Genomic DNA, 20,583 nt, shown 5'->3' with positions numbered 1-20,583 from the left:
AAGAGAGTCAATATATGAATTATCATCAGTATCATCCTATCGACGTAGTCAATGGACCTGGTACGCGTTGTACTCTCTTTGTTTCGGGTTGTGTTCACCAATGTCGAGGCTGCTATAACCAAGCGACATGGTCTTTGCATTCAGGACATAGCTTTACCGATGAGATGGAAGATCGGATCATTGCGGATCTAAACGATACTCGTATTAAGAAGAGAGGTTTATCGTTATCTGGAGGAGACCCGTTACACCCCTCTAATGTAAGCCGCATACTACGGCTGGTGGAACGAGTAAGGCGTGAATGTCCCGATAAAGATATCTGGCTTTGGAGCGGTTATTTGTTACAGGAGCTGTCACCTGAGCAACAACAAGTGATTGACCTAGTAGACGTGCTTGTCGATGGCAAATTCGAGAAAGAGTTGGCTGACCCAGAGTTAGAATGGCGGGGCAGTTCGAATCAAGTGATTCATCGATTCAAACAGTTTTAATATAAAAGAGGGAGCGCAATGCTCCCTTTACTATGTACACTCCGAATTAATCCTGTTTATAACAAAACTATTTCAATATTTTTAATCTAATGCTAACGTGATGCCACTACTTGAATTTCAAAGGGTTGTGACTTTCATGTTCTCTCAATTACCCGAGCCTGTGCTCGATCCTATTCTTTCCTTATCCGTTGCTTTTAGAAATGATGAACGTGCCGACAAAGTTGATTTAGGCATTGGCGTTTATCGTAACAGTGACGGGCAAACTCCAATAATGAAAGCCATTGCTGAAGCTCAGCGCATTGTCACTACGGAACAACAGACTAAAGCTTATGTTGGTCTTGCTGGGTGTGAAGAGTTTAACCAAAGTATTGCTAAAGTCGTGTTTGGTGAAACACCTATTTATGACCGTATGTCCGTCATTCAAACTCCGGGCGCGAGTGGTGGTTTGCGTATGTTGGGAGATTTACTAAATGTTGCTCAGCCAGGGACAACGGTTTGGCTTTCGAACCCAAGCTATGTCAACCATAAACCAGTAATGGAAGCAGCGGGTCTACAGGTTAAGTATTATCGCTACTTTGACCCAGCAACTAAACAGGTTGACCGTGATTTAATGCTATCTGATATTGCTCAAGCAGGACAAGGCGACGTCGTATTGCTTCATGGATGTTGTCACAATCCAACTGGCGCTGATATATCGTTAGAAGATTGGAAAACCATCACAGAGCTAAGCGTGAAAAATGGTTTTGTACCATTTGTTGATGTCGCTTATCAAGGCTTCGGTGACGGCTTAGAGCAAGATGCATATGGTCTTCGACATATGGCTGAAAATGTTGAAGAAATGCTCCTTACTACTTCATGTTCTAAGAACTTCGGGCTATATCGTGAACGCACTGGAGCAGCGATCGTCATTGGTAAAAATGCGACTGAGGCTGCGAACGCGAAAGGTAAACTGCTTACACTAGCTCGAGCGACGTACACAATGCCACCGGACCATGGTGCAGCATTGGTCAAAACCATCTTGGCCGATGAATACTTAACCAACATGTGGTCAACGGAACTGACTGAAATGCAACAACGATTGGTTGCATTGCGTGATGGCCTTTGTAAAGAATTGAAAAATACTCATTCATCTGATCAATTTGACTTTATCATGTCTCACAAAGGCATGTTTACTGTGCTAGGATTTACTCCAGAGCAAATGCAGCGTTTGCGTAATGACTTTGCTATTTACGGTGTAGACGATGGGCGAATTAACATCGCTGGCTTATCTGAGTCGCAACTGCCCTATGTAGCCAATGCGCTGATTGCTGTCAGTCAATAATCGATGAGCATTTTTGCACGTCACAGAAATAGAATTAATAAAGGTGAATGAATGAAACCGTGGAAAGTGATTTTACCACTGATGTTAAGTGGTGGCTTAGTAGCTTGTTCTACTACACCAACTGAGCCAGTGACTCCACCACAAGTTGAACAGCCTAAGCAAGACACTGAAGCTGCAAAATCAGAAAAAGAAACCGAAAAAAGTGCAACTGAAACTGAGAGCACAAAAACAGAAAGTGATACTCAGAAAGTACAACCAGAGAAAGAGACAAAACCCGCAGAGAAACCTGAGGCTAAACCAGAAAAGCCAGTCGCTAAGCCTGCGCCAGTGAAAAATGAAGAGGGTAAACTGATACTAGGTGAGCAAGAATATGTTCGTTTAGTTGATATGAAAGTTACGACTAAAGCTCGAATAGACACTGGGGCTACCACATCGTCACTGAGTGCCGTCGATATCGTTCCATTTGAACGTGATGGTAAAGAGTGGGTTAAGTTCAAGGTAAAGCATAGTGGTGTAGAGTCTAAAGAGATGAGTATGCCAGTTGAACGTTGGGTGAAAGTAAAACAGTCTAGTTCCGAAGAAAGCGATAAACGCCCAGTTATTGTATCCGTCATTAAGATTGGTGATATGACTAGCAAGACTGAGTTTACTTTGGCTGACCGTACGCATCTCAAATACCCAGTGTTATTAGGTCGTAGTTTCTTTAGAGATATTGCTCTTGTGGATGTGAGTCGTAAATACGTCCAACCTAAACCAAGCAATAAATAATCCAAGTAACCGGTAATAAAAAATGGCTTTCCAATCGGAAAGCCATTTTTTATATTAGAAGCTAGAAGTTAAATGCAACAGACATTTCGACTTGGTTTCCGTAGGTTCCGTTGTCAAATATGGCGGCACCGAGTGAAAGCACGTCTGTTGAATGGAAACGTGCGCCCACTTTCCAAATGAATTTAGTGTCATCATGCCCGTTAAGCATACCAATTCGAGCATCACCTTCCACATTTTGAAGGAACCAAATACGGGAGCCGATATTAAACTCAGATGCGAAGTCTGTATTCCACTTGTCGTGGCTCTTTGTTTTTATGTTATGCACTAGTAATTGTCCATACACATCTGCGAATTGACCAGCTGGTCCGTTAAAACCAATACCGCCAGCCACGTCCCAATCACCTTCAAATCGACTGTCGCCACGAAGTATAAAGTGGGTGTTTTCTGTGAAAAACGTTGTAAATTCAGCTCCAACAGTACCAGGATCGGCGCCTAAGCGAACTTGAAAAGCATTGTAGTTGAAGTTGTTAGCGTAAACCAACGAAGGGGCGGCGACTGCCAATGATAATAGGGCAGTACGGCTTGCTTTACCTAGCATGAGAACTCCGTGATGAATTGATGTCGACATAGTCTCTAAAAATGAGTTTGTCCAGTATATAGAAAAATGGTCTGCAAAATACAGACCATTTTTGACTAAGTCGAACTTTTCTTTACATTATTTGAATGTGGTCAACCTCAATTTCTGGTGTATTTCCACCTTCGTACTCTCCGAAAATTCTTACTTTAGTTTCATTATTAATAGGTGTAGTTAATCGCGCATCGTCCATATCTACTTGAATTTCAGCATCACCGTCACTGAAAATAAACTTATCGTCCCGAACTTGACGAACTAAATAGCCATCAACAATAACGTTTTTCTCAGTAAACATACTGGTATCAGTTAATAGCTCGGTTACAGAAATCGTTTCAACCGGCCCTGTATATACGACGCTAGGCGATTTAGAATCATGGTGCCCACCGTCTTTTGCTAACACAAGAGTTGGAGTAAGAATTAGTGCCGCTGCTAGACTCAATACCGTTTTTTTCATAACTTGGTTCCTTTTAGAGTGTCTCTTTAGTTGTCGATTACTATTAAAACGTAGTTAAGCTTAACCATTGCTGAGTGTGGCATTCATTTTCCATTCACTGAGGTTTTTTAGGCTGTCGGTTGGGTCTGAGGAGTAAAAAAGGTAAACTTACCAAAGACTTCATAGCAATTTGAGAATATATGCGTCGCACTTCACAAGCTCTAATGGTTCAAGGAACAACTTCAGACGCAGGTAAAAGCGTCTTAGTGGCAGGATTATGCCGGGTCTTAGCGCGGAAAGGGATCAGTGTTGCCCCATTCAAGCCTCAAAACATGGCATTGAACAGTGCCGTCACGAAAGATGGCGGCGAAATAGGCCGTGCGCAAGCTGTTCAAGCGCAAGCAGCTCGTGTTGACGCGACAGTGGACATGAATCCGGTTCTGATTAAACCCAATTCCGATACTGGTGCTCAAATTATCATTCAAGGCAAAGCTTTTGCTAATATGGATGCAGTTGGCTTCCACGACTACAAAAAAGTGGCTATGCCTTATGTTCTTGATTCTTTTTCTAAACTAGCCAATCATTTCGACGCCATCATGATCGAAGGTGCAGGAAGCCCAGCAGAGATCAATCTTAGACAAAACGATATTGCCAATATGGGTTTTGCTGAAGAAGCCGATGTTCCTGTTATTATTGTGGCAGACATCGACCGTGGAGGAGTATTCGCTCATTTATACGGTACATTAGCATTGCTATCTGAGAGTGAACAGAATCGAGTCGTTGGTTTTGTTATTAATCGCTTTCGGGGTGACATTTCATTGCTAGAGCCAGGGCTTGAATGGTTAGAACAAAAAACAGGGAAGCCAGTAATTGGCGTAATCCCTTTTATACACGGCCTTAATATCGAAGCAGAAGACGCCATCACTGCGGAGTACGTGACCGCCGAAACAACTAAACTAAGGGTCGTGGTTCCCATACTTACTCGTATTAGTAATCACACCGATTTTGACGCTCTCCGATTACATCCTGAAATAGACTTTCGATACGTTGGTAAGGGAGAGCGAATCGATAATGCTGATTTGATTATTCTTCCGGGCACGAAATCTGTTAGAGATGACCTTAGCTATCTGAGAGAGCAGGGGTGGGATAAGGATATCTATCGACATCTACGATTTGGCGGAAAGGTGATGGGAATCTGTGGTGGATTTCAAATATTAGGCAAGCACATTACCGATTCACTCGGTATCGAAGGAAAAATCGGAACTAGTGATGGTTTAGCCTTACTTGATGTTGACACTGAACTACTCCCAGAGAAACAGCTGACCAACGTCACTGGTGTGTTATCTCTTGAAGGTACAAGCGTAAGCGTTTCTGGTTATGAAATACATGCGGGACAAAGCAAGGTTTCAAGCCAGCCACTTATTGAACTCAGTATTGGCACGAAAGATGGTGCTATTAGTGAGGATAATCAAGTAATTGGAACCTACCTTCATGGCATACTGGACTCTTCCGAATTTGTATCTTTATTGGTGCGCTGGGTAAACGGAGAGTCTGTTTCTAGTTATTCGATTAACGATGAAAAGGAACAAGCGCTGGATACGATAGCGGATGCTCTCGAAAACCACCTAGACCTTCAACAACTCTGGCCAGACTTGGGTTTCACAAACTGATGAAAAAGTTATTAATTTTACTTTTAGTTACACTGTCACCAGTAACATTGGCGGCAACGCTTAATATATACGCTGCGTCTTCTATGACGAATGCCGTTGATGAATTAGCCAGTGAGTTTAATCAGCAATCAAATGTTGATGTAGTAAAGGTTTATGGTGGTTCTTCTTCTATAGCACGTCAGATTTATCAGGGCGCTCCAGCGGATCTTTTCATTTCTGCTAACGTTAAATGGGTGGACTATTTAATAAAGAAAGGGACAGTCGAAGCAGAAAATGTATCCAACATTGCACAAAATCGGCTGGTGTTAATCAAAAATAACGCCGTATCACATAAAAGTGCGTTTGTGTTCGATTCTGCGAAGAGTTGGGACCAATGGTTAAATGGTGAACGTTTGGCGATAGGGACTGTGTCCTCTGTACCCGCTGGTATCTATGCCAAACAATCGCTCGAATCTTTAAATGTTTGGGCGTCTGTACGTTCTCATTTAGCGCCAGTTAATAATGTTAGACAAGTATTAGCTTTGGTTGAGAGAAATGAGGCTCCATTGGGGATCGTCTATAAAACTGATGCGATGGCAAGCGATTCTGTTGATGTAATCGGCGCTTTTCCTGACACGACCCATGATCCTATTATTTACCCGCTAGTTAAATTGAATTCTCGCCACGAGACCCAAGAGTTTGTAGAGTTTATTCAGTCTCAATCAGGCCAGCAAATCTTGGCCAAATACGGATTTTCGCCATTGGATGGTAACCAATAAGCATGTTAACAGACTACGAAATTCAAGCATTACAGTTAAGCCTGAAGGTAGCTGGTGTAGCTATAGTTTGGCTTATACCGATAGGTGTTTTATTAGCGTGGATCCTAAGTAAGAAAGAGTTTTACGGCAAGAGTATTCTCGATAGTTTGATTCATCTTCCTCTCGTACTTCCTCCCGTGGTTATTGGCTATCTATTACTGATTTCTATGGGCAGACAGGGCGTTATAGGAAAGTTCATTTATGACCTTACAGGCATTAGTTTCAGCTTTAGTTGGCGGGGAGCGGTTGTAGCTTGCATCATTGTATCGCTCCCACTAATGGTTCGCTCTATTCGCCTCTCAATGGATAGCGTCGATCAAAAACTAGAGCAAGCTGCGCGTACGCTTGGTGCTACGCAATTAAAGGTTTTCTTTACCATCACTTTGCCTCTCGTTATTCCAGGAGTGATTAGCGGAACTATGCTCTCATTTGCCCGAAGTTTGGGAGAGTTTGGGGCTACGATAAGTTTTGTGTCGAATATTCCTGGTGAAACACAAACTATTCCACTCGCTATGTACAACTTCTTAGAGACCCCTGGTGCGGAAGATGCGGCGATGAGGCTATGTATTATCTCGATTGTTATTTCTCTTGCATCCCTCTATTTTGCAGAAGGACTAAATCGTTGGATGAGTAAACGATTGGGTGTAGCGAAATGAATAGAATAAGTCTCGACGTAAAAAAGAACTTCTCTGATAGAAGCTTTCACTTAAAAACACAGCTACCAGCGAAAGGTATTACGGCCATATTTGGACGCTCTGGAGCAGGAAAAACGACGTTGATTAATTTGGTCAGCGGCTTGGTAACACCAGATTCTGGGCTAATTGAAGTCGCAGATCGCGTTTTGTTCGACTCTAGCTTAAAACTTGATGTAGCGATTGAAAGTAGGCAAGTGGGTTACGTGTTCCAAGACGCAAGATTATTTCCCCATATGACTGTCAGTCGCAATTTGCGTTACGGCGTCACGGGTTGCGACCCAGCGTATTTCAATGAAATTGTTGGGCTTTTAGCTATTGGGGATTTACTAAATCGTTATCCAAGCAGCCTGTCAGGAGGAGAGAAACAGCGTGTTGCAATCGGAAGAGCACTCCTAAGTAAACCACAAATTTTGTTAATGGATGAGCCATTAGCGTCATTGGATATTTCACGTAAACGTGAACTAATGCCGTTTTTAGAGAAACTATCGCACTCTATTGATATTCCAATTCTCTATGTCACTCATAGTTTGAATGAAATCCTTCGTCTTGCTCAGCATCTAGTAGTCATCGAAGATGGCAAAGTTGTGGAGAGTGATACCATTGAGAACGTTTGGAGTTCACCGATTATGCAGTCGTGGCAATCATTTTCAGATAGAAGTTCCTTGTTTAAGGGAGAGATTCTGGAGCAAAACAGTTATTACGGGCTTACGAAAGTAGCGCTAACTGAACAGCATTATTTATGGGTTCAACACACAGAAGGCGTGATAGGTGAACATGTTCGATTGAGAGTAAGAGCAAGTGATGTATCCATTGCGCTGGAACGCCCAAGTAAAACATCGATCCGTAATATTTTATCTTGTACGGTAGAAGCTATTCATCTGGGAGGCAAAGGCACATCAAGGCAGAGTGTGGAAGTCATTCTCTCACTGACAAATCAACAAAAATTGATAGCAACAGTTACTCAGTGGGCTATTGATGACCTTGCGCTAGAAGTTGGCCAGAAAGTGTATGCTCAGATAAAAGGTGTCAGTGTCTCTCAAAGAGATGTGGCGATCGAACCGCAAATATAGAAAAGGTCGCGAATTCGCGACCTTTTAAACGAGAACAAAGTACTTTATTTCTCAAATACTTCTTTAAAATCACGCTTCAGAATAGCATCACGACGCGCTTTCTTAATCTGCTTAACCATATCACGAATACAGTTGCTTAAGACTTTATCCAGCAGTTGAGCTCGATAGTCTTCTTTCTCTTCGTCAGTCATGTCGGCAGGGAAATCCATCGTTGTGAATTCTTCCATTGTGCTGACGCCCGCAAATGCTTGACTAACTGAAATTAAAGCATGGAACTGCTCAAAGTTATCAAGGATATTTTGTGCACTGGCAGGTAATGTGTCCCAAGCTTCACGCACAGCTTCTTCAGTCACCTCGTGAATGGAAACCACCATGTTATGCAATTCTTCAGGCACGTCATCAAACGTGATTACTTGACGTAATTCTGGGGATACCAACTCTAAGTCAACTTTGGTTGCTTCGTTATTTTGTGTCTCAGACATACTACTATCTCAGTGTGTAAAATTGCGCCTATCCTAGGAGAAGCGATGTAAAAGTCAATAATAATCGAAGTCTCAGTAAAAATCCTCCCGATATTGGACAAATCAACCTTATCAATACGTTAAAACTCTGATTAAAGTGGGACTGGATGAATATTGTCCTAATATGTGTTATATCTGACTCATTAGGGTTGGCGTGCAATTACAGGAAGGCTTATGACACCCATGGATTCTTCAATGAGAATTCTTCTCGTAGATGATGCGCAACTAGAACGGATGCAGCTTCAAATTCGACTTAAACAACTTGGTCATGTAGTAGAAGTCGCCGCGAGCGGAAGAGAGGCGTTAGCCTTATACCCATCGTTCGATCCAGAGCTTGTACTACTAGATATATCAATGCCTGAAATGGATGGTTTTCAAGTGGCTGCGGAAATACGTGAACGCTATCAAGCAGACTGGATTCCGATTATTTTTCTGAGTAGTCATGATGAACCTGAAATGATTGCAAAAGCTATCAGAGCGGGTGGTGATGATTACTTAGTTAAGCCAGTTAATAAGATAGTGCTACAATCCAAACTTGTTGCTATGCAACGTATAGCTCATATGCGTCGTGAACTTAAACAAGCAAGTGCACAACTACAAGAAGCTAACAGGGCACTGCAACACAAAGCAAATGAAGATGGGCTGACTAAACTATTTAACCGCCGTTATATGGACGAAAAACTCACAGAACTTATTCAATGGCACGGTCGTCATCAGATGCCGCTCTCGGTTATTTTGATGGACGTCGATCACTTTAAGGCGTTCAACGATAATTATGGCCATACTGAAGGTGATCAATGTTTAATCAACATTGCTCAATTTCTCGATGTGATGTTTATTCGTAGTGGTGAATATGTCGGCCGATATGGCGGCGAAGAATTTGTTATTTTACTTAGTAAATGTGATATTCGTGAAGCAGAAGAGAACGCAGCTAGAGTCAGAGAAGGGATCTCTCAGTTAAACATTCCCCACCAGTTCTCTCACACCACGGACAGAGTGACATTGTCACTTGGTGTATTTAGTTTGGTTCCAACTGGGACTGAGACCATCAACGAGCTGTATGAAAGTGCTGACAAACTGCTTTATCAAGCAAAACGAACCGGTCGAAACAGGTACGTTTCCCAAATTGAAGGCGATATCATTAGTACAACCTCGTGAGTCTGGCGTAAAATTTACGTTATGAGCTCCTCATTTTATGAGGAGCTTTTTTATGTTGTTCCACTAGATAACTTCCTAAATTACATACTGTTACCCACAATTATTCAAAGTGGGGCTATTATTAAGATATTTCCACAATGGGTAGAAAGCTGTGTCCAAGGCTCGTTTCGTTTCTTTGATGTGTTTTACAACTTTATCTTCTCACAGCGCAGCTGAGCCTGAATTCCGTGATTTGTTTGAAGAAGATTTCGCAGCAGCTATCATTCTCACAGACAGTGATGCTCTTACATTAGGGTTCAAAGACTTTGATCCAAGCTCAGTACTCAATATTGATAACGACGAAATTGGCTCGCAAGAGGCGCTTGATCGACGCAAAAACATTGCTGTCTCTGCGTTACCGCTTACCTTTTCGTTAAATGATGATGACAGTTTCCAACAGAGGCTAACACTTAGGTTTTCAGCGCTCAGAATTCAAGACCAAATCGTAGATGCACCAGATAGCCATACCAAATATGTTTTAGGTGCGTTTACAGGCTATGAACAAGAAATACAGTTCTCTAAACACTGGACGTTTGAGACAGGCATAGGAGTACACCTTCAATATCTGCACAGTGATTATGATTTTCAATCTCCTTATTCAAAATTACTTCAGCCGTTCCTAGATGGCAAAGTCGTCAATACGTCTGCGTGGGCAGCTAGTTTGCAACCTAAAGTCGGCTTCAATTACCACAAATACAAACCGTGGGGGGAAGTGAAGTTTAATTCAACCTTCAACTATTTCTCAGGGGTAGGTTGGGGAAAAGCAAATGATGGGGATGTGGGAACGCCTGAAGGCTGGTATTGGTCCAATGAAGCCAAATTATTTTATGATGTAACTGATTGGGGGCGTTCAGTTCAGACTATTTACACAAGTCTTAGGCGAGTCGATATTGGAGGGGATACTGTCGGTATGCTTGGAACTCCTCATTACTACGAAGGTACGGTCGGTTGGCTAATGACACCTCCGTTTAAGATTGAGTTTGTTGATAATATCGGGATTGGATTAAGTATTAACTATGGAAGTGACCTCAAAGGGGGTAGCATAGTCCTGTTTTTCAACCAAGATTAATTCACGTAGGACAGTATCAGCGGGCGCACTGAACTTGGTTGCGTCCCTTTTCTTTGGCGCTATATAACGCTTTATCTGCTTTCTTTAAAACTTCTTCTGGTTTTTTTGTGCTTTTGCTGTCTGCTGCACCAATACTTACAGTGATACTTACTGTTGAACCTTTGTTGCTCGCACTACGTTGTTTTGCGCCTTTTTTGTTGTCATTCGGGCGTTCGGCGTTATTTCTAATCACCATTTCATAATCCGCTATCTTCTCTCTCAATTCATCAAGATAGACTTTACTGTCCTTGGCTGTTTTACCCTTAAACAGAATCGTAAATTCTTCGCCACCATATCGATAGACTCGTGCGTTCCCGCCAACAGATAACATTCGTGAAGCAACCAGTTTCAATACATCATCACCTGTATCGTGACCGTAGGTATCATTAAATTTTTTAAAGTGATCGACATCCAGCATCGCAACAGTGAACTTTCTGCCCAAATGCTTCATGTCCATTTCTAAAGCACGACGACCAGGAATGTTTGTTAGTCGATCGTTAAACGCCATTTGATGGCTGGCGGAAATAACATAAATAATGACTAAAACACCCGCTAAAGAAAACAGAGTGCTCGACATATGCGGTACATGAAAGAAAATGAATGTGCTGCTCGCAAGCAAGATACTGGTATAAACAACAGCATCAATCGGTCGATTGTAATTTAATAAGAAAATACCCGTTGCACCGGTTATAGCAAGGCTATACAAAACTAAAACCAAAGGTAAACGCGAAATTTCAGGAATGGCCAAGAGCAGATCACTGTCAAAATGGTTAAAGCCACCAGTAGCAAAGTGGCTCAATATCAAATAGCTCCATAGTAAAAAGCTTATGACAATAGCAGAGAAAAGGTACATTCCCTTGCTCAATACACCGGTATCTGGAAACAGAAACGCAAGACAACAAGCAACAGGTAGTAAAAGGCTTAACAAGGAGAGTTCTAGAAGAGTCGTTCCTGTCGATAAAGGACTTTGTAATCTTAATTGAATTACGCCGTACGCTAACAACATTGAAAGTGCCACCATAGCAATACGCGATTGTTTGAAGCTATGGCTTAGTGCGAAAGCAGTACCAAACAAAATATAGGGCAGGTTTGTAACAAAGCCGGAGTTGGCTTGAGTTGCTGCAATGATATGGTTTAAGCCTACGAGTATACCCGCAATCATGATAAGGGGAATAAATAGCCGGAACAGATTTGAGCTAGCAAAAGAGGTCGACATTAACGATATGACTCAGAGACTTAACAGTAGATTATAGTTCAACACCTTAGGATACGGTAATTTGATGTTTTGCCAAGTAATTTGTTAATGGAAGGCTCAAAACTCACGCCATATTCTCAAACTCAAGAAAAATCACTTCATTAGTTTAATGAGTTTCATAAACCTAACGTCTATATAGCGAAGCTAGAAGTAACGCAAATTGTAAACAAGATTCACTTTCCAAACGCTAATGGTTGACCAAGCGCTATAAACCCTACAACATGAATCAATCCATATAGAAAGAGGAAAAAAAGTGGGATTCTTCTCTAAGTTATTTGGTAGCTCTAAGGCTGCCGAGCCAAAAATCGTTGAGCCAGTTGAGTACAAAGGTTTTTTAATCTACCAGGAAGCGTTAGCTGAAGGTGGCCAGTATAGGATTGCGGGCAGGATTACAAAGCAATTTGGTGATGAAATAAAAGAGCATCGCTTTATTCGCTCTGACGTGGTTGGGTCTGAGTCTGATGCGAATGAGCTAATGTTAAAAAAAGCACAAATGTTCATCGACCAAATGGGAGACAGTATTTTCTAAAATCAATCCCACCACCAATATATTGATGTCGATTGATGAAGATTTATTCTGGCAAGACCAGTATTAGTTGTTTGATTTAATTGATGTTGGTCATCTGCTTGCAGCATTTATTGTCATAATATGACCTACCTACACGAAATTCCTCTGCGAAAGCGTATTATAACACTGGTAAGACCTCTATATTGAGGGTTTCGTGTGGTTTTTTTACTAAAGATGCCTGTTTAAAAGTCATTACGTTCAGTTATATGTAATGAAATATTGTTTTTTTATTACAAATAGCTTGATGTTGTGCACTTGGTTGGTTAAAAAAGAACAATACTTCTGCCAATAGTTAAGGAATAGCTATGCAAATTGGTGTGCCAAAAGAAATTCTCGCGGGAGAAACGCGAGTCGCTGCGACGCCCAAGTCGGTTGAGCAGTTACTAAAATTGGGGTTTGATGTCTCAATAGAATCACAAGCGGGTCTGCTTGCGAGTTTTGACGATTCAGCTTATGAAGCCGCTGGAGCTACCATCACTTCTTCAAAGGAAGTATGGGAGTCGGATTTAGTGCTAAAAGTAAATGCGCCTACTGATGAGGAAATTACTTTCCTTAAAGATGGAGCGAGTTTAGTGAGCTTTATATGGCCGGCCCAGAATCCAGAGTTAATGGAAAAGCTTTCAAGTAAGAACATTAACGTGATGGCTATGGATTCGGTACCGCGAATCTCTCGTGCACAGGCTTTAGATGCATTAAGCTCCATGGCCAATATTGCTGGTTATAGAGCCGTCGTTGAAGCTGCACATGAATTTGGACGCTTCTTTACTGGTCAAATTACCGCTGCTGGTAAAGTGCCACCCGCTAAAGTGCTGGTAGCTGGGGCTGGAGTTGCTGGCTTAGCTGCGATAGGTGCTGCAGGCAGTCTTGGCGCAATCGTTCGTTCATTCGACGTGCGTCCAGAAGTAAAAGAGCAAGTAGAGTCGATGGGTGCAGAGTTCTTGGAAGTTGATTACCAAGAGAACTCGGGCTCAGGTGATGGCTACGCGAAAGAAATGTCAGATGAATTCAACAAAAAAGCAGCTGAACTCTACATGGAGCAAGCTAAAGATGTTGATATCATTATTACCACGGCATTGATTCCTGGTCGACCAGCTCCAAAGCTGGTAACAAAGGAAATGGTTGATGCAATGAAGCCTGGCAGCGTTATCGTTGATTTAGCTGCAGCGAATGGTGGTAACTGCGAATACACTGTTGCTGACCAAGTGGTAACAACAGAGAACGGTGTTAAAGTTATCGGTTATACAGACATGGTAGGCCGCCTTCCAACTCAATCTTCTCAGCTCTATGCGACTAACCTAGTCAATCTTCTAAAACTTCTTTGTAAAGAGAAAGATGGCAATATTGACATCGATTTTGAAGACGTTGTACTTCGCGGTGTAACCGTAGTTAAAGAAGGTGAGGTCACATGGCCAGCACCGCCAATTCAAGTCTCTGCTCAACCAGCTCCGGCAAAAGTAGAAGTAGCTAAACCTGCGGAAAAAGTAGAAGAGCCAACGTCACCAGTGAAAAAGCTGCTGGGTCTTGCTGCTGCCGTTGGTGTATTTGGCTGGGTTGCTTCTGTTGCGCCGGCCGCGTTTTTATCTCACTTTACAGTCTTCGTATTGGCGTGTGTAGTAGGTTATTACGTGGTATGGAACGTCACACATGCACTTCATACACCACTCATGTCGGTAACTAACGCGATTTCAGGGATTATCGTTGTAGGTGCACTTCTTCAAATTGGACAAGGAAGTGGCGTTGTCACGTTTTTATCCTTTATCGCGGTATTAATAGCAAGCATCAACATTTTTGGTGGCTTTACCGTAACCAAGCGCATGCTTGAAATGTTCCGTAAAGATAAATAGGAGGCAACATGTCTGCAGGATTAGTACAAGCAGCATACATTGTTGCTGCATTATTTTTCATTATGAGTTTAGCGGGTCTGTCTAAACAGACCTCAGCACGTGCTGGTAACTATTACGGCATCGCTGGTATGGCAATCGCGTTAATTGCGACTATTTTCAGTCCTGATGCGCAAGGCTTCGGCTGGGTTATTGTAGCAATGGTAATCGGTGGGGCGATTGGTATTTTCTATGCACGTAAAGTAGAAATGACTGAAATGCCCGAGCTAGTAGCAATTCTTCACAGCTTCGTAGGTTTAGCGGCTGTTCTTGTTGGTTACAATAGTTATATTGATCCACCGGCAATCGCTAACGTTGAAATGCTTTCTGAAGCCGAAGTTCATGCTCATCATGTAATTCACATGGTAGAAGTCTTTTTAGGCGTGTTTATCGGTGCAGTAACCTTTACTGGTTCTATAGTCGCATTCGGTAAATTACGCGGGGTTATTTCATCATCGCCACTTAATATTCCGCACAAACACAAACTCAACCTTGCTGCAATTGTTGTCTCAACCTTGCTGATGATCTACTTCGTGAAAGCAGACGGCAGCATGTTTGCTCTAATTGTGATGACACTAATTGCCTTCGCATTCGGTTATCACTTGGTTGCATCCATTGGTGGTGCGGATATGCCAGTAGTCGTTTCAATGCTTAACTCATATTCTGGTTGGGCAGCAGCGGCAGCTGGTTTCATGTTAGCAAACGACCTGCTCATCGTTACAGGTGCATTGGTCGGTTCGTCAGGTGCCATCCTTTCTTACATCATGTGTAAAGCGATGAACCGTTCGTTCGTTAGTGTTATTGCCGGCGGATTTGGTCAAGAAGTGGTTATTTCAAGCGATGAAGAGCAAGGTGAACATCGCGAGACATCGGCTGAAGATGTTGCCGATATGCTTAAAAATAGCAAGTCAGTTATTATTACTCCTGGATACGGTATGGCGGTGGCTCAGGCTCAGTATCCAGTGCATGAAATCACTGAAAAATTGCGTGCTCAAGGCGTGGAAGTGCGTTTTGGTATTCACCCCGTCGCGGGTCGTTTACCTGGTCACATGAACGTTCTATTGGCGGAAGCGAAAGTACCTTATGATATCGTTCTGGAAATGGACGAAATCAACGATGACTTTAGCGAAACTGACACGGTCCTAGTTATTGGTGCAAACGACACGGTTAACCCTGCGGCTCTTGAAGACCCAAATAGTCCTATTGCTGGTATGCCTGTTCTAGAGGTTTGGAACGCGCAAAATGTTATTGTATTTAAGCGCTCGATGAATACGGGTTATGCGGGTGTACAAAATCCGCTGTTCTTTAAAGAGAACACCTCGATGCTCTTCGGTGATGCTAAAGAAAGTGTGGACGCTATTTCCAAGGCGCTTTAAAGCTCACTAAAAATGATTAAGCCAGCATATGCTGGCTTTTTTTGTGTCCGGTTATAACTACTATAACCAATAGAAACGCCGTTAGCTTGTAGTGTTTGTATTGATTTAAGCCTAATCACTCAGTGAGAACAACACTTCAATTAAGGGACTTCGATGCTAAAATCTTTTGTTTGCTTTACAATCTTTGCCGCGATTATGTCAGTTGGAATAGTGAACTATGCAAAGGACTCCAAATCTTATTATCTAGTTCATAAAAATCATCTCGCCGATATCACATCGACGCTCGACAAACGACAAGAAGCCTGTACACAGTATTTTAGTTGTTCAACAACCTCTTACTCACAGCTAAAGTACCAAGCTTGTATCGATCCGGATCGTGGAACTGCAAAGAGCATCTTGCGTCAAAAACGCATAGCTGAACTGCGTTTAGCGAAGCTAAAAGGTCGAGTTGGAAAGATCTTGACGTCATAACACGGGCTACCTTTAAGTCAGCATGGTAAATAGAACCTCAAGTCGTGTTTTCCAATAATTGACAAAATAATTGCGTGCACTTGGCGCGAATCTTGCCGATAATATGTAAATTAGTGTTTTTATATTATTGACCAGACAAGATAATTCGTTTGAAGAAACTAGCGCGCCCTTTGCTTACCATTATATCTATTGTTCTTGCTCCTCTGGCTTTTGCTGAGTCGCTACCTGAACGTATAGATAATTTCGTCAGTTTTTTTGATTTCGAACAAGCGACCGCCTCATACGATGTAAGGGTTATTCAGGCTGATTACCCGACACAGCTTCTTACACCTATATCTATGCTTCCTCAAACAAGTAAATACCCCTTGAAAGAAGTACAACAACTCTATCGGTTGGCTGAAAAGTGCAGTGGCACGTTACCACTAAGCCCTTTAATCACAGAACCTTTAGTTTTTACTAGAGCAATGTGTGGTGGTCGTAAGTTATCGACGAAATGGTTTGCGCGCAGTGGACTGATTCATCCCGGTGGTGGTACTTACGCAGCTAGGTACATCACCAAATACCCAGATAAAAAACAAGAACTTCAAAAGTTTATGCACATCAAAGAAAGAGAACTGGCAGCACCAGGTTCTCTCTTGGGTAGGCTGCAAGTGATGGATGAGCAAACTGTTATATCCTTAATCCGAGGCTCCTCAATGTTCGTTGAAAACGAGGAACTGTGGTTGAGAAGAGGCGATATTTACTATTTATTCCCTTCGAACATTTGGATCTCGAAAGCAAAAGAGGCTGGCCTCAACTTTAAACTAGCTTCTCAAACCAATACGTGTTTCGTGCAAAGAGGGAACTTATGTTGGGAAGTCGAAGATCATTCTGATGTACTTCGTATCAGCATGATCAGCTTGATCATCGCTAACATACTGTTAGTAATTGGTTGGGCAATCTATCGCTGGAATACAAAACGTCAAGAGATGAAAAGCCGGATGTTAGTGTTACAAATTCTTACACACGAATTGAGAACACCCATCGCCAGTTTATCTCTGACAGTTGAAGGGTTCAGACGTGAATTTGAGCACTTACCAGAAACTGTATATGATGAGTTTAGAAGACTATGTGAAGATACACGTAGACTGCGTCAGTTAGCTGAGGCCAGTAAAGACTACCTACAATCTGATAACAAACCTTTATCGACAGAATGGCTACCATCTGTACAAGATTGGTTAAGTTTCAAAGCAGAGGAAGAATTTGAAGCTGACGTGAATTTGACTATTAATCAAGACGTAGCAGCTAAAATTAACATATATTGGTTAGGAACTTGTATTGATAACCTAATACGTAACGCGATTAAGTACGGCGTTGCACCAGTGAGTTTGAATGTTGTGACTTCTTCAAACTCTATCAAAATTGAAGTCATCGACAACGGACAATTAACTTCAAAGGACTGGCGTGAGCTTAGAAAGCCATTTGTAAGTAAGGCAGGCCTTGGGCTTGGTCTTACTATAGTAGAATCTATGGTTGGTCGAATGGGCGGTAAGATGTACCTAGTCGGGCCACCAACAACATTTATTTTGGAGATACCTTGTGAAACAGACACTGCTACTTGTTGAAGACGACAAGAATCTAGCTGACGGCCTTTTGGTGAGTTTAGAGTTGGCTGGTTATAACTGCCTTCACGCTGAATTCATCTCTCAGGTCGAGCAACACTGGGAAGAAGCAGACTTGGTAATTCTCGACCGACAACTTCCGGATGGTGACTCAGTAGAGCACCTTGCTGGTTGGAAGAAAATCAAAGATGTTCCAGTGATATTGCTCACTGCGTTAGTCACAGTAAAAGACAAAGTAACCGGTTTAGATGCAGGCGCAAATGATTATTTAACCAAACCTTTCGCGGAAGCTGAGCTTTTTGCTCGTATTCGTGCACAGCTTCGCGCACCAGAAGCTGACACTGAGGATGCAACTAAGGTTGTAACAGAGAGTTTGGTAATCGATAAAGCGACTCGTGAAGTGAACTATAAAGGTGAGCTGATTACGTTAACGCGTACAGAGTTTGATCTATTGCTTTTCCTAGCAAGTAACTTGGGACGTGTGTTTACTCGTGATGAACTGCTTGACCATGTTTGGGGTTACAATCACTTCCCAACAACACGAACTGTTGACACTCACGTGTTACAACTTAGACAGAAGCTTCCTGGGCTAGAGATCGAAACACTTCGTGGTGTTGGCTACAAAATGAAAGGCTAATGTCTAGAGCATCAAAATTTTTAGCGCTAGCAATCCTTACGGCATCAACGTCAGTTGGTGCCGATTGGTTTGAAAATAATACAACCATTACACAAGCGCATCGTCATTTACTTAATCGTGATTTGGAATCTATGTTCCAATCGCTAGTGGAAGAGTGGCAACAACAACCGACTAAGAGTATCAAGAACCACATAAATAGGTTGTTTTTACAATCTTTAGAAGTGGATTGCGGTAAAGGTTACTCCTCTCAACCTCTACCTGAATGGATTAATTCTGTGGTAGTAAGGCAACAATCTATTCAAAGCCCAGGAAGAGACACCTATTTATCCGCGATAGAAATTGAATCGAAACGAGTCATTTCAGAAATAAGCCTAAAAAAATGGGTTGATAGAAGAGTTTCTAACGACAGCGAATTCTACGTGAATCCAATTGGTGACGCCGTAACGGAAGAGGCAGCTTATGGGATCCGTTACAACTTAACATCGCCCTTAGATGTCGGTCTTTATAGACTTGACGTGCGCTTACTTGACGGCGAAACTTGGAGTCAGTGGTTGATCTTTACCGATCAGTCATTGAAACAGACTGTTCGTTGGTCAGCAAAAGATGAATGGCGTATCGAGAAAAATGCGCTTCTAAATCCTTATTGCCCGCTACCAAAACTCGAAGTTGGTTTATACGATTACATTGGTGGCAAATATACTCAAGTATGGGGCAAAGAGTACGAGTCTGATTATCCAACGAGTCTAGAAGCTAACAACATCACACCTGATCGATATGTGCTTGCAGTTTCAATGAAGCAAAGCCGTTGGCAAGGCCCAATACTTTTCGAGCGTTCTCAAATAATTAGTAAAACGTTCGACGTGTCCGCCGATGAATAACTCATAAGTAAGATTTCGCTCTGAAAACGCTAAAGAATCTCTAATCGACGCCGTTAATAAATGCACAAAGGATTAACGGCGTTATTTTTAGATGAAAACCCAATTAAAAACACTAGCAGCCCTTATTATTACTACTTCTATGTCGGCAGGCGCTTCGACGTTAGCAATCGATGCTCGTGGCGATGCGATGGGCGGAACGGGGGTTGTCTCTGCTTCTTATCTTACTGCTCCATTCTATAATCCAGCACTAGTTGCCATCTATCGACGAAACGATGATGCAGGAATGTTGTTACCTAGCTTAGGGCTTAACTACAACGACGAAGACAAAATGTTGGATAAAGTTGATAACGTCGTAAATAACCCGAGTGCGGCAGCGCTTAATGAGTTGAATGGTACACAGGCCAAAGTCGATTTTGGTGGTGCTGTAGCATTTGGGCTTCCTAACCGTTTCATCGCGGCAAATATATTCGGCAAGGCATATGTGGAAAACGTAGCTACACCAGATATTGATCAAACAGGTAGTAATGATGCGGAAAAAGCGGCTAGATCGGCAGTAAAAACCGCTTCAGTAGCCGTTACCGAAATCGGAATATCCTTGGCCAAGTACCAAACTTTATTTGGTCAACATTTTTCATTCGGCGTTTCTCCGAAAATCCAAAGAACCTATACGTACGCTTCAGTAAGTTCATTAAATGATTTTAATTTAAACAACATAAGAGAAAACTCTCAGGGCGATACCGCATTTAACATTGACGCCGGAGCGTTATGGTTCCATGGTCCGTTTAGAGTAGGGTTTTCAGCCAAAAACATATTGTCGCGAAATATTGAAACCGCGAACGGTTCTAAGAATATTGGGGGAAAAGACATACACTATGGCTACGAATACCAATTGTCGCCCCTATATACCGTTGGTGCAGGTTTTATCGCTGATTACTTTCAGTTTTCCGTAGACTACGACCTGAACACCGAAAAGAAATTCACTCAGTTCGATGATGACGTAAGAATGCTAAGAGCGGGTGTAGAAGTCGACTTAGCGCGACAAATTCAGTTAAGGGGAGGGTATATGAAGAACATGGCTCGAGATTCAGATGGAACAATTACAGCAGGTATCGGTTTACGTCCTCTAAATATTATTGAAATGGACATTGCTGCAAGTTACACATCACCTAAGGCTATGGGGGCTTCAATCAACTTTATTGCAACCTATTAGGTTTAATT

Annotated in this window: 20 protein-coding genes; 16 read left to right on the top strand and 4 right to left on the bottom strand. The window is 42.2% G+C overall.

The features are described 5' to 3' along the window. Nucleotides 1-14: 14 nt before the first annotated feature. The 3 genes from nrdG (at nt 15) to OH456_RS05310 (ending at nt 2,574) form a co-directional block, all read left to right on the top strand. Nucleotides 15-485 (top strand): anaerobic ribonucleoside-triphosphate reductase-activating protein, encoded by a 471-nt coding sequence (gene nrdG / locus OH456_RS05320; protein WP_198558910.1) that lies wholly within the window; start codon nt 15-17, stop codon nt 483-485. Nucleotides 486-621: 136 nt separating this feature from the next. Continuing rightward, nucleotides 622-1,806: an amino acid aminotransferase gene (locus OH456_RS05315; RefSeq protein ID WP_062461595.1), complete on the top strand. Its 1,185-nt coding sequence runs from the start codon at nt 622-624 to the stop codon at nt 1,804-1,806. Nucleotides 1,807-1,857: 51 nt separating this feature from the next. Then, entirely contained in the window at nt 1,858-2,574 is a 717-nt protein-coding gene (locus OH456_RS05310; protein ID WP_124942073.1) for an ATP-dependent zinc protease family protein, read from the top strand. A 61-nt stretch (nt 2,575-2,635) separates the two neighbouring features. Here the strand turns inward: OH456_RS05310 and OH456_RS05305 are convergent, their stop codons facing one another. Beyond that, entirely contained in the window at nt 2,636-3,172 is a 537-nt protein-coding gene (locus tag OH456_RS05305; RefSeq protein ID WP_006072758.1) for a hypothetical protein, read from the bottom strand. Nucleotides 3,173-3,284: 112 nt separating this feature from the next. Beyond that, nucleotides 3,285-3,662 (bottom strand): YgiW/YdeI family stress tolerance OB fold protein, encoded by a 378-nt coding sequence (locus tag OH456_RS05300; protein ID WP_198558911.1) that lies wholly within the window; start codon nt 3,660-3,662, stop codon nt 3,285-3,287. A 179-nt stretch (nt 3,663-3,841) separates the two neighbouring features. Here OH456_RS05300 and OH456_RS05295 point away from each other — a divergent pair, with 179 nt between their 5' ends. Genes OH456_RS05295 through modC form a run of 4 tightly spaced genes read left to right on the top strand, consistent with a single transcriptional unit; the run spans nt 3,842 to nt 7,873 of the window. After that, nucleotides 3,842-5,311 carry a cobyric acid synthase gene (locus tag OH456_RS05295; protein ID WP_198558912.1) on the top strand — a complete coding sequence of 490 codons (1,470 nt, stop codon included), beginning with the start codon at nt 3,842-3,844 and terminating at the stop codon, nt 5,309-5,311. Further along, nucleotides 5,311-6,069 (top strand): molybdate ABC transporter substrate-binding protein, encoded by a 759-nt coding sequence (gene modA, locus OH456_RS05290; RefSeq protein ID WP_270032964.1) that lies wholly within the window; start codon nt 5,311-5,313, stop codon nt 6,067-6,069. The genes OH456_RS05295 and modA overlap by 1 nt, the downstream gene beginning before the upstream one ends. Nucleotides 6,070-6,071: 2 nt before the next feature. Further along, nucleotides 6,072-6,764, top strand: a complete 693-nt coding sequence (modB, locus tag OH456_RS05285) for a molybdate ABC transporter permease subunit (protein ID WP_124942076.1) — start codon at nt 6,072-6,074, stop codon at nt 6,762-6,764. Next, nucleotides 6,761-7,873, top strand: a complete 1,113-nt coding sequence (gene modC / locus OH456_RS05280; protein WP_198558914.1) for a molybdenum ABC transporter ATP-binding protein ModC — start codon at nt 6,761-6,763, stop codon at nt 7,871-7,873. Before modB ends, modC begins: the two co-directional genes overlap by 4 nt. A 44-nt stretch (nt 7,874-7,917) precedes the next feature. Here modC and OH456_RS05275 read toward each other — a convergent pair whose 3' ends face one another. Then, nucleotides 7,918-8,355 (bottom strand): DUF3069 domain-containing protein, encoded by a 438-nt coding sequence (locus OH456_RS05275; protein ID WP_006072747.1) that lies wholly within the window; start codon nt 8,353-8,355, stop codon nt 7,918-7,920. Between the two features lie 213 nt (nt 8,356-8,568). Between OH456_RS05275 and OH456_RS05270 the strand changes: the two genes are divergently transcribed. Next, nucleotides 8,569-9,552: a GGDEF domain-containing protein gene (locus OH456_RS05270; protein WP_270032963.1), complete on the top strand. Its 984-nt coding sequence runs from the start codon at nt 8,569-8,571 to the stop codon at nt 9,550-9,552. A 151-nt stretch (nt 9,553-9,703) separates the two neighbouring features. Continuing rightward, nucleotides 9,704-10,660 (top strand): Solitary outer membrane autotransporter beta-barrel domain, encoded by a 957-nt coding sequence (locus OH456_RS05265; protein WP_242456565.1) that lies wholly within the window; start codon nt 9,704-9,706, stop codon nt 10,658-10,660. 16 nt (nt 10,661-10,676) lie between these two features. On the opposite strand, the gene OH456_RS05260 is transcribed toward OH456_RS05265, so the two are convergent. Further along, entirely contained in the window at nt 10,677-11,915 is a 1,239-nt protein-coding gene (locus OH456_RS05260) for a GGDEF domain-containing protein (RefSeq protein WP_006072742.1), read from the bottom strand. Between the two features lie 292 nt (nt 11,916-12,207). Between OH456_RS05260 and OH456_RS05255 the strand changes: the two genes are divergently transcribed. The 7 genes from OH456_RS05255 to OH456_RS05225 all read left to right on the top strand — a co-directional run bounded on the left by OH456_RS05255 (nt 12,208) and on the right by OH456_RS05225 (nt 20,575). Further along, nucleotides 12,208-12,483 carry an HlyU family transcriptional regulator gene (locus OH456_RS05255; RefSeq protein WP_006072740.1) on the top strand — a complete coding sequence of 92 codons (276 nt, stop codon included), beginning with the start codon at nt 12,208-12,210 and terminating at the stop codon, nt 12,481-12,483. Nucleotides 12,484-12,827: 344 nt separating this feature from the next. After that, nucleotides 12,828-14,366 carry a Re/Si-specific NAD(P)(+) transhydrogenase subunit alpha gene (gene pntA, locus OH456_RS05250; protein ID WP_006072738.1) on the top strand — a complete coding sequence of 513 codons (1,539 nt, stop codon included), beginning with the start codon at nt 12,828-12,830 and terminating at the stop codon, nt 14,364-14,366. An 8-nt stretch (nt 14,367-14,374) separates the two neighbouring features. After that, nucleotides 14,375-15,778, top strand: coding sequence for a Re/Si-specific NAD(P)(+) transhydrogenase subunit beta (gene pntB / locus OH456_RS05245; RefSeq protein ID WP_006072736.1), 1,404 nt, complete (start codon nt 14,375-14,377; stop codon nt 15,776-15,778). A 620-nt stretch (nt 15,779-16,398) separates the two neighbouring features. Next, nucleotides 16,399-17,853 carry a sensor histidine kinase VxrA gene (vxrA, locus tag OH456_RS05240; RefSeq protein ID WP_006072731.1) on the top strand — a complete coding sequence of 485 codons (1,455 nt, stop codon included), beginning with the start codon at nt 16,399-16,401 and terminating at the stop codon, nt 17,851-17,853. Then, on the top strand, nt 17,828-18,487 hold the full coding sequence (gene vxrB / locus OH456_RS05235; protein ID WP_006072729.1) for a response regulator transcription factor VxrB: 660 nt from the start codon (nt 17,828-17,830) through the stop codon (nt 18,485-18,487). Before vxrA ends, vxrB begins: the two co-directional genes overlap by 26 nt. Next, nucleotides 18,487-19,365 (top strand): DUF2861 family protein, encoded by an 879-nt coding sequence (locus tag OH456_RS05230; RefSeq protein ID WP_031493195.1) that lies wholly within the window; start codon nt 18,487-18,489, stop codon nt 19,363-19,365. The genes vxrB and OH456_RS05230 overlap by 1 nt, the downstream gene beginning before the upstream one ends. Nucleotides 19,366-19,456: 91 nt before the next feature. Next, nucleotides 19,457-20,575, top strand: a complete 1,119-nt coding sequence (locus tag OH456_RS05225; protein WP_270032962.1) for a conjugal transfer protein TraF — start codon at nt 19,457-19,459, stop codon at nt 20,573-20,575. Nucleotides 20,576-20,583 lie beyond the last annotated feature (8 nt).

It is taken from the genome of Vibrio sp. La 4.2.2, assembly GCF_027586995.1.
GTDB classification, from domain to species: domain Bacteria; phylum Pseudomonadota; class Gammaproteobacteria; order Enterobacterales; family Vibrionaceae; genus Vibrio; species Vibrio mediterranei.
This window is presented reverse-complemented; position numbering and strand designations above follow the sequence as displayed.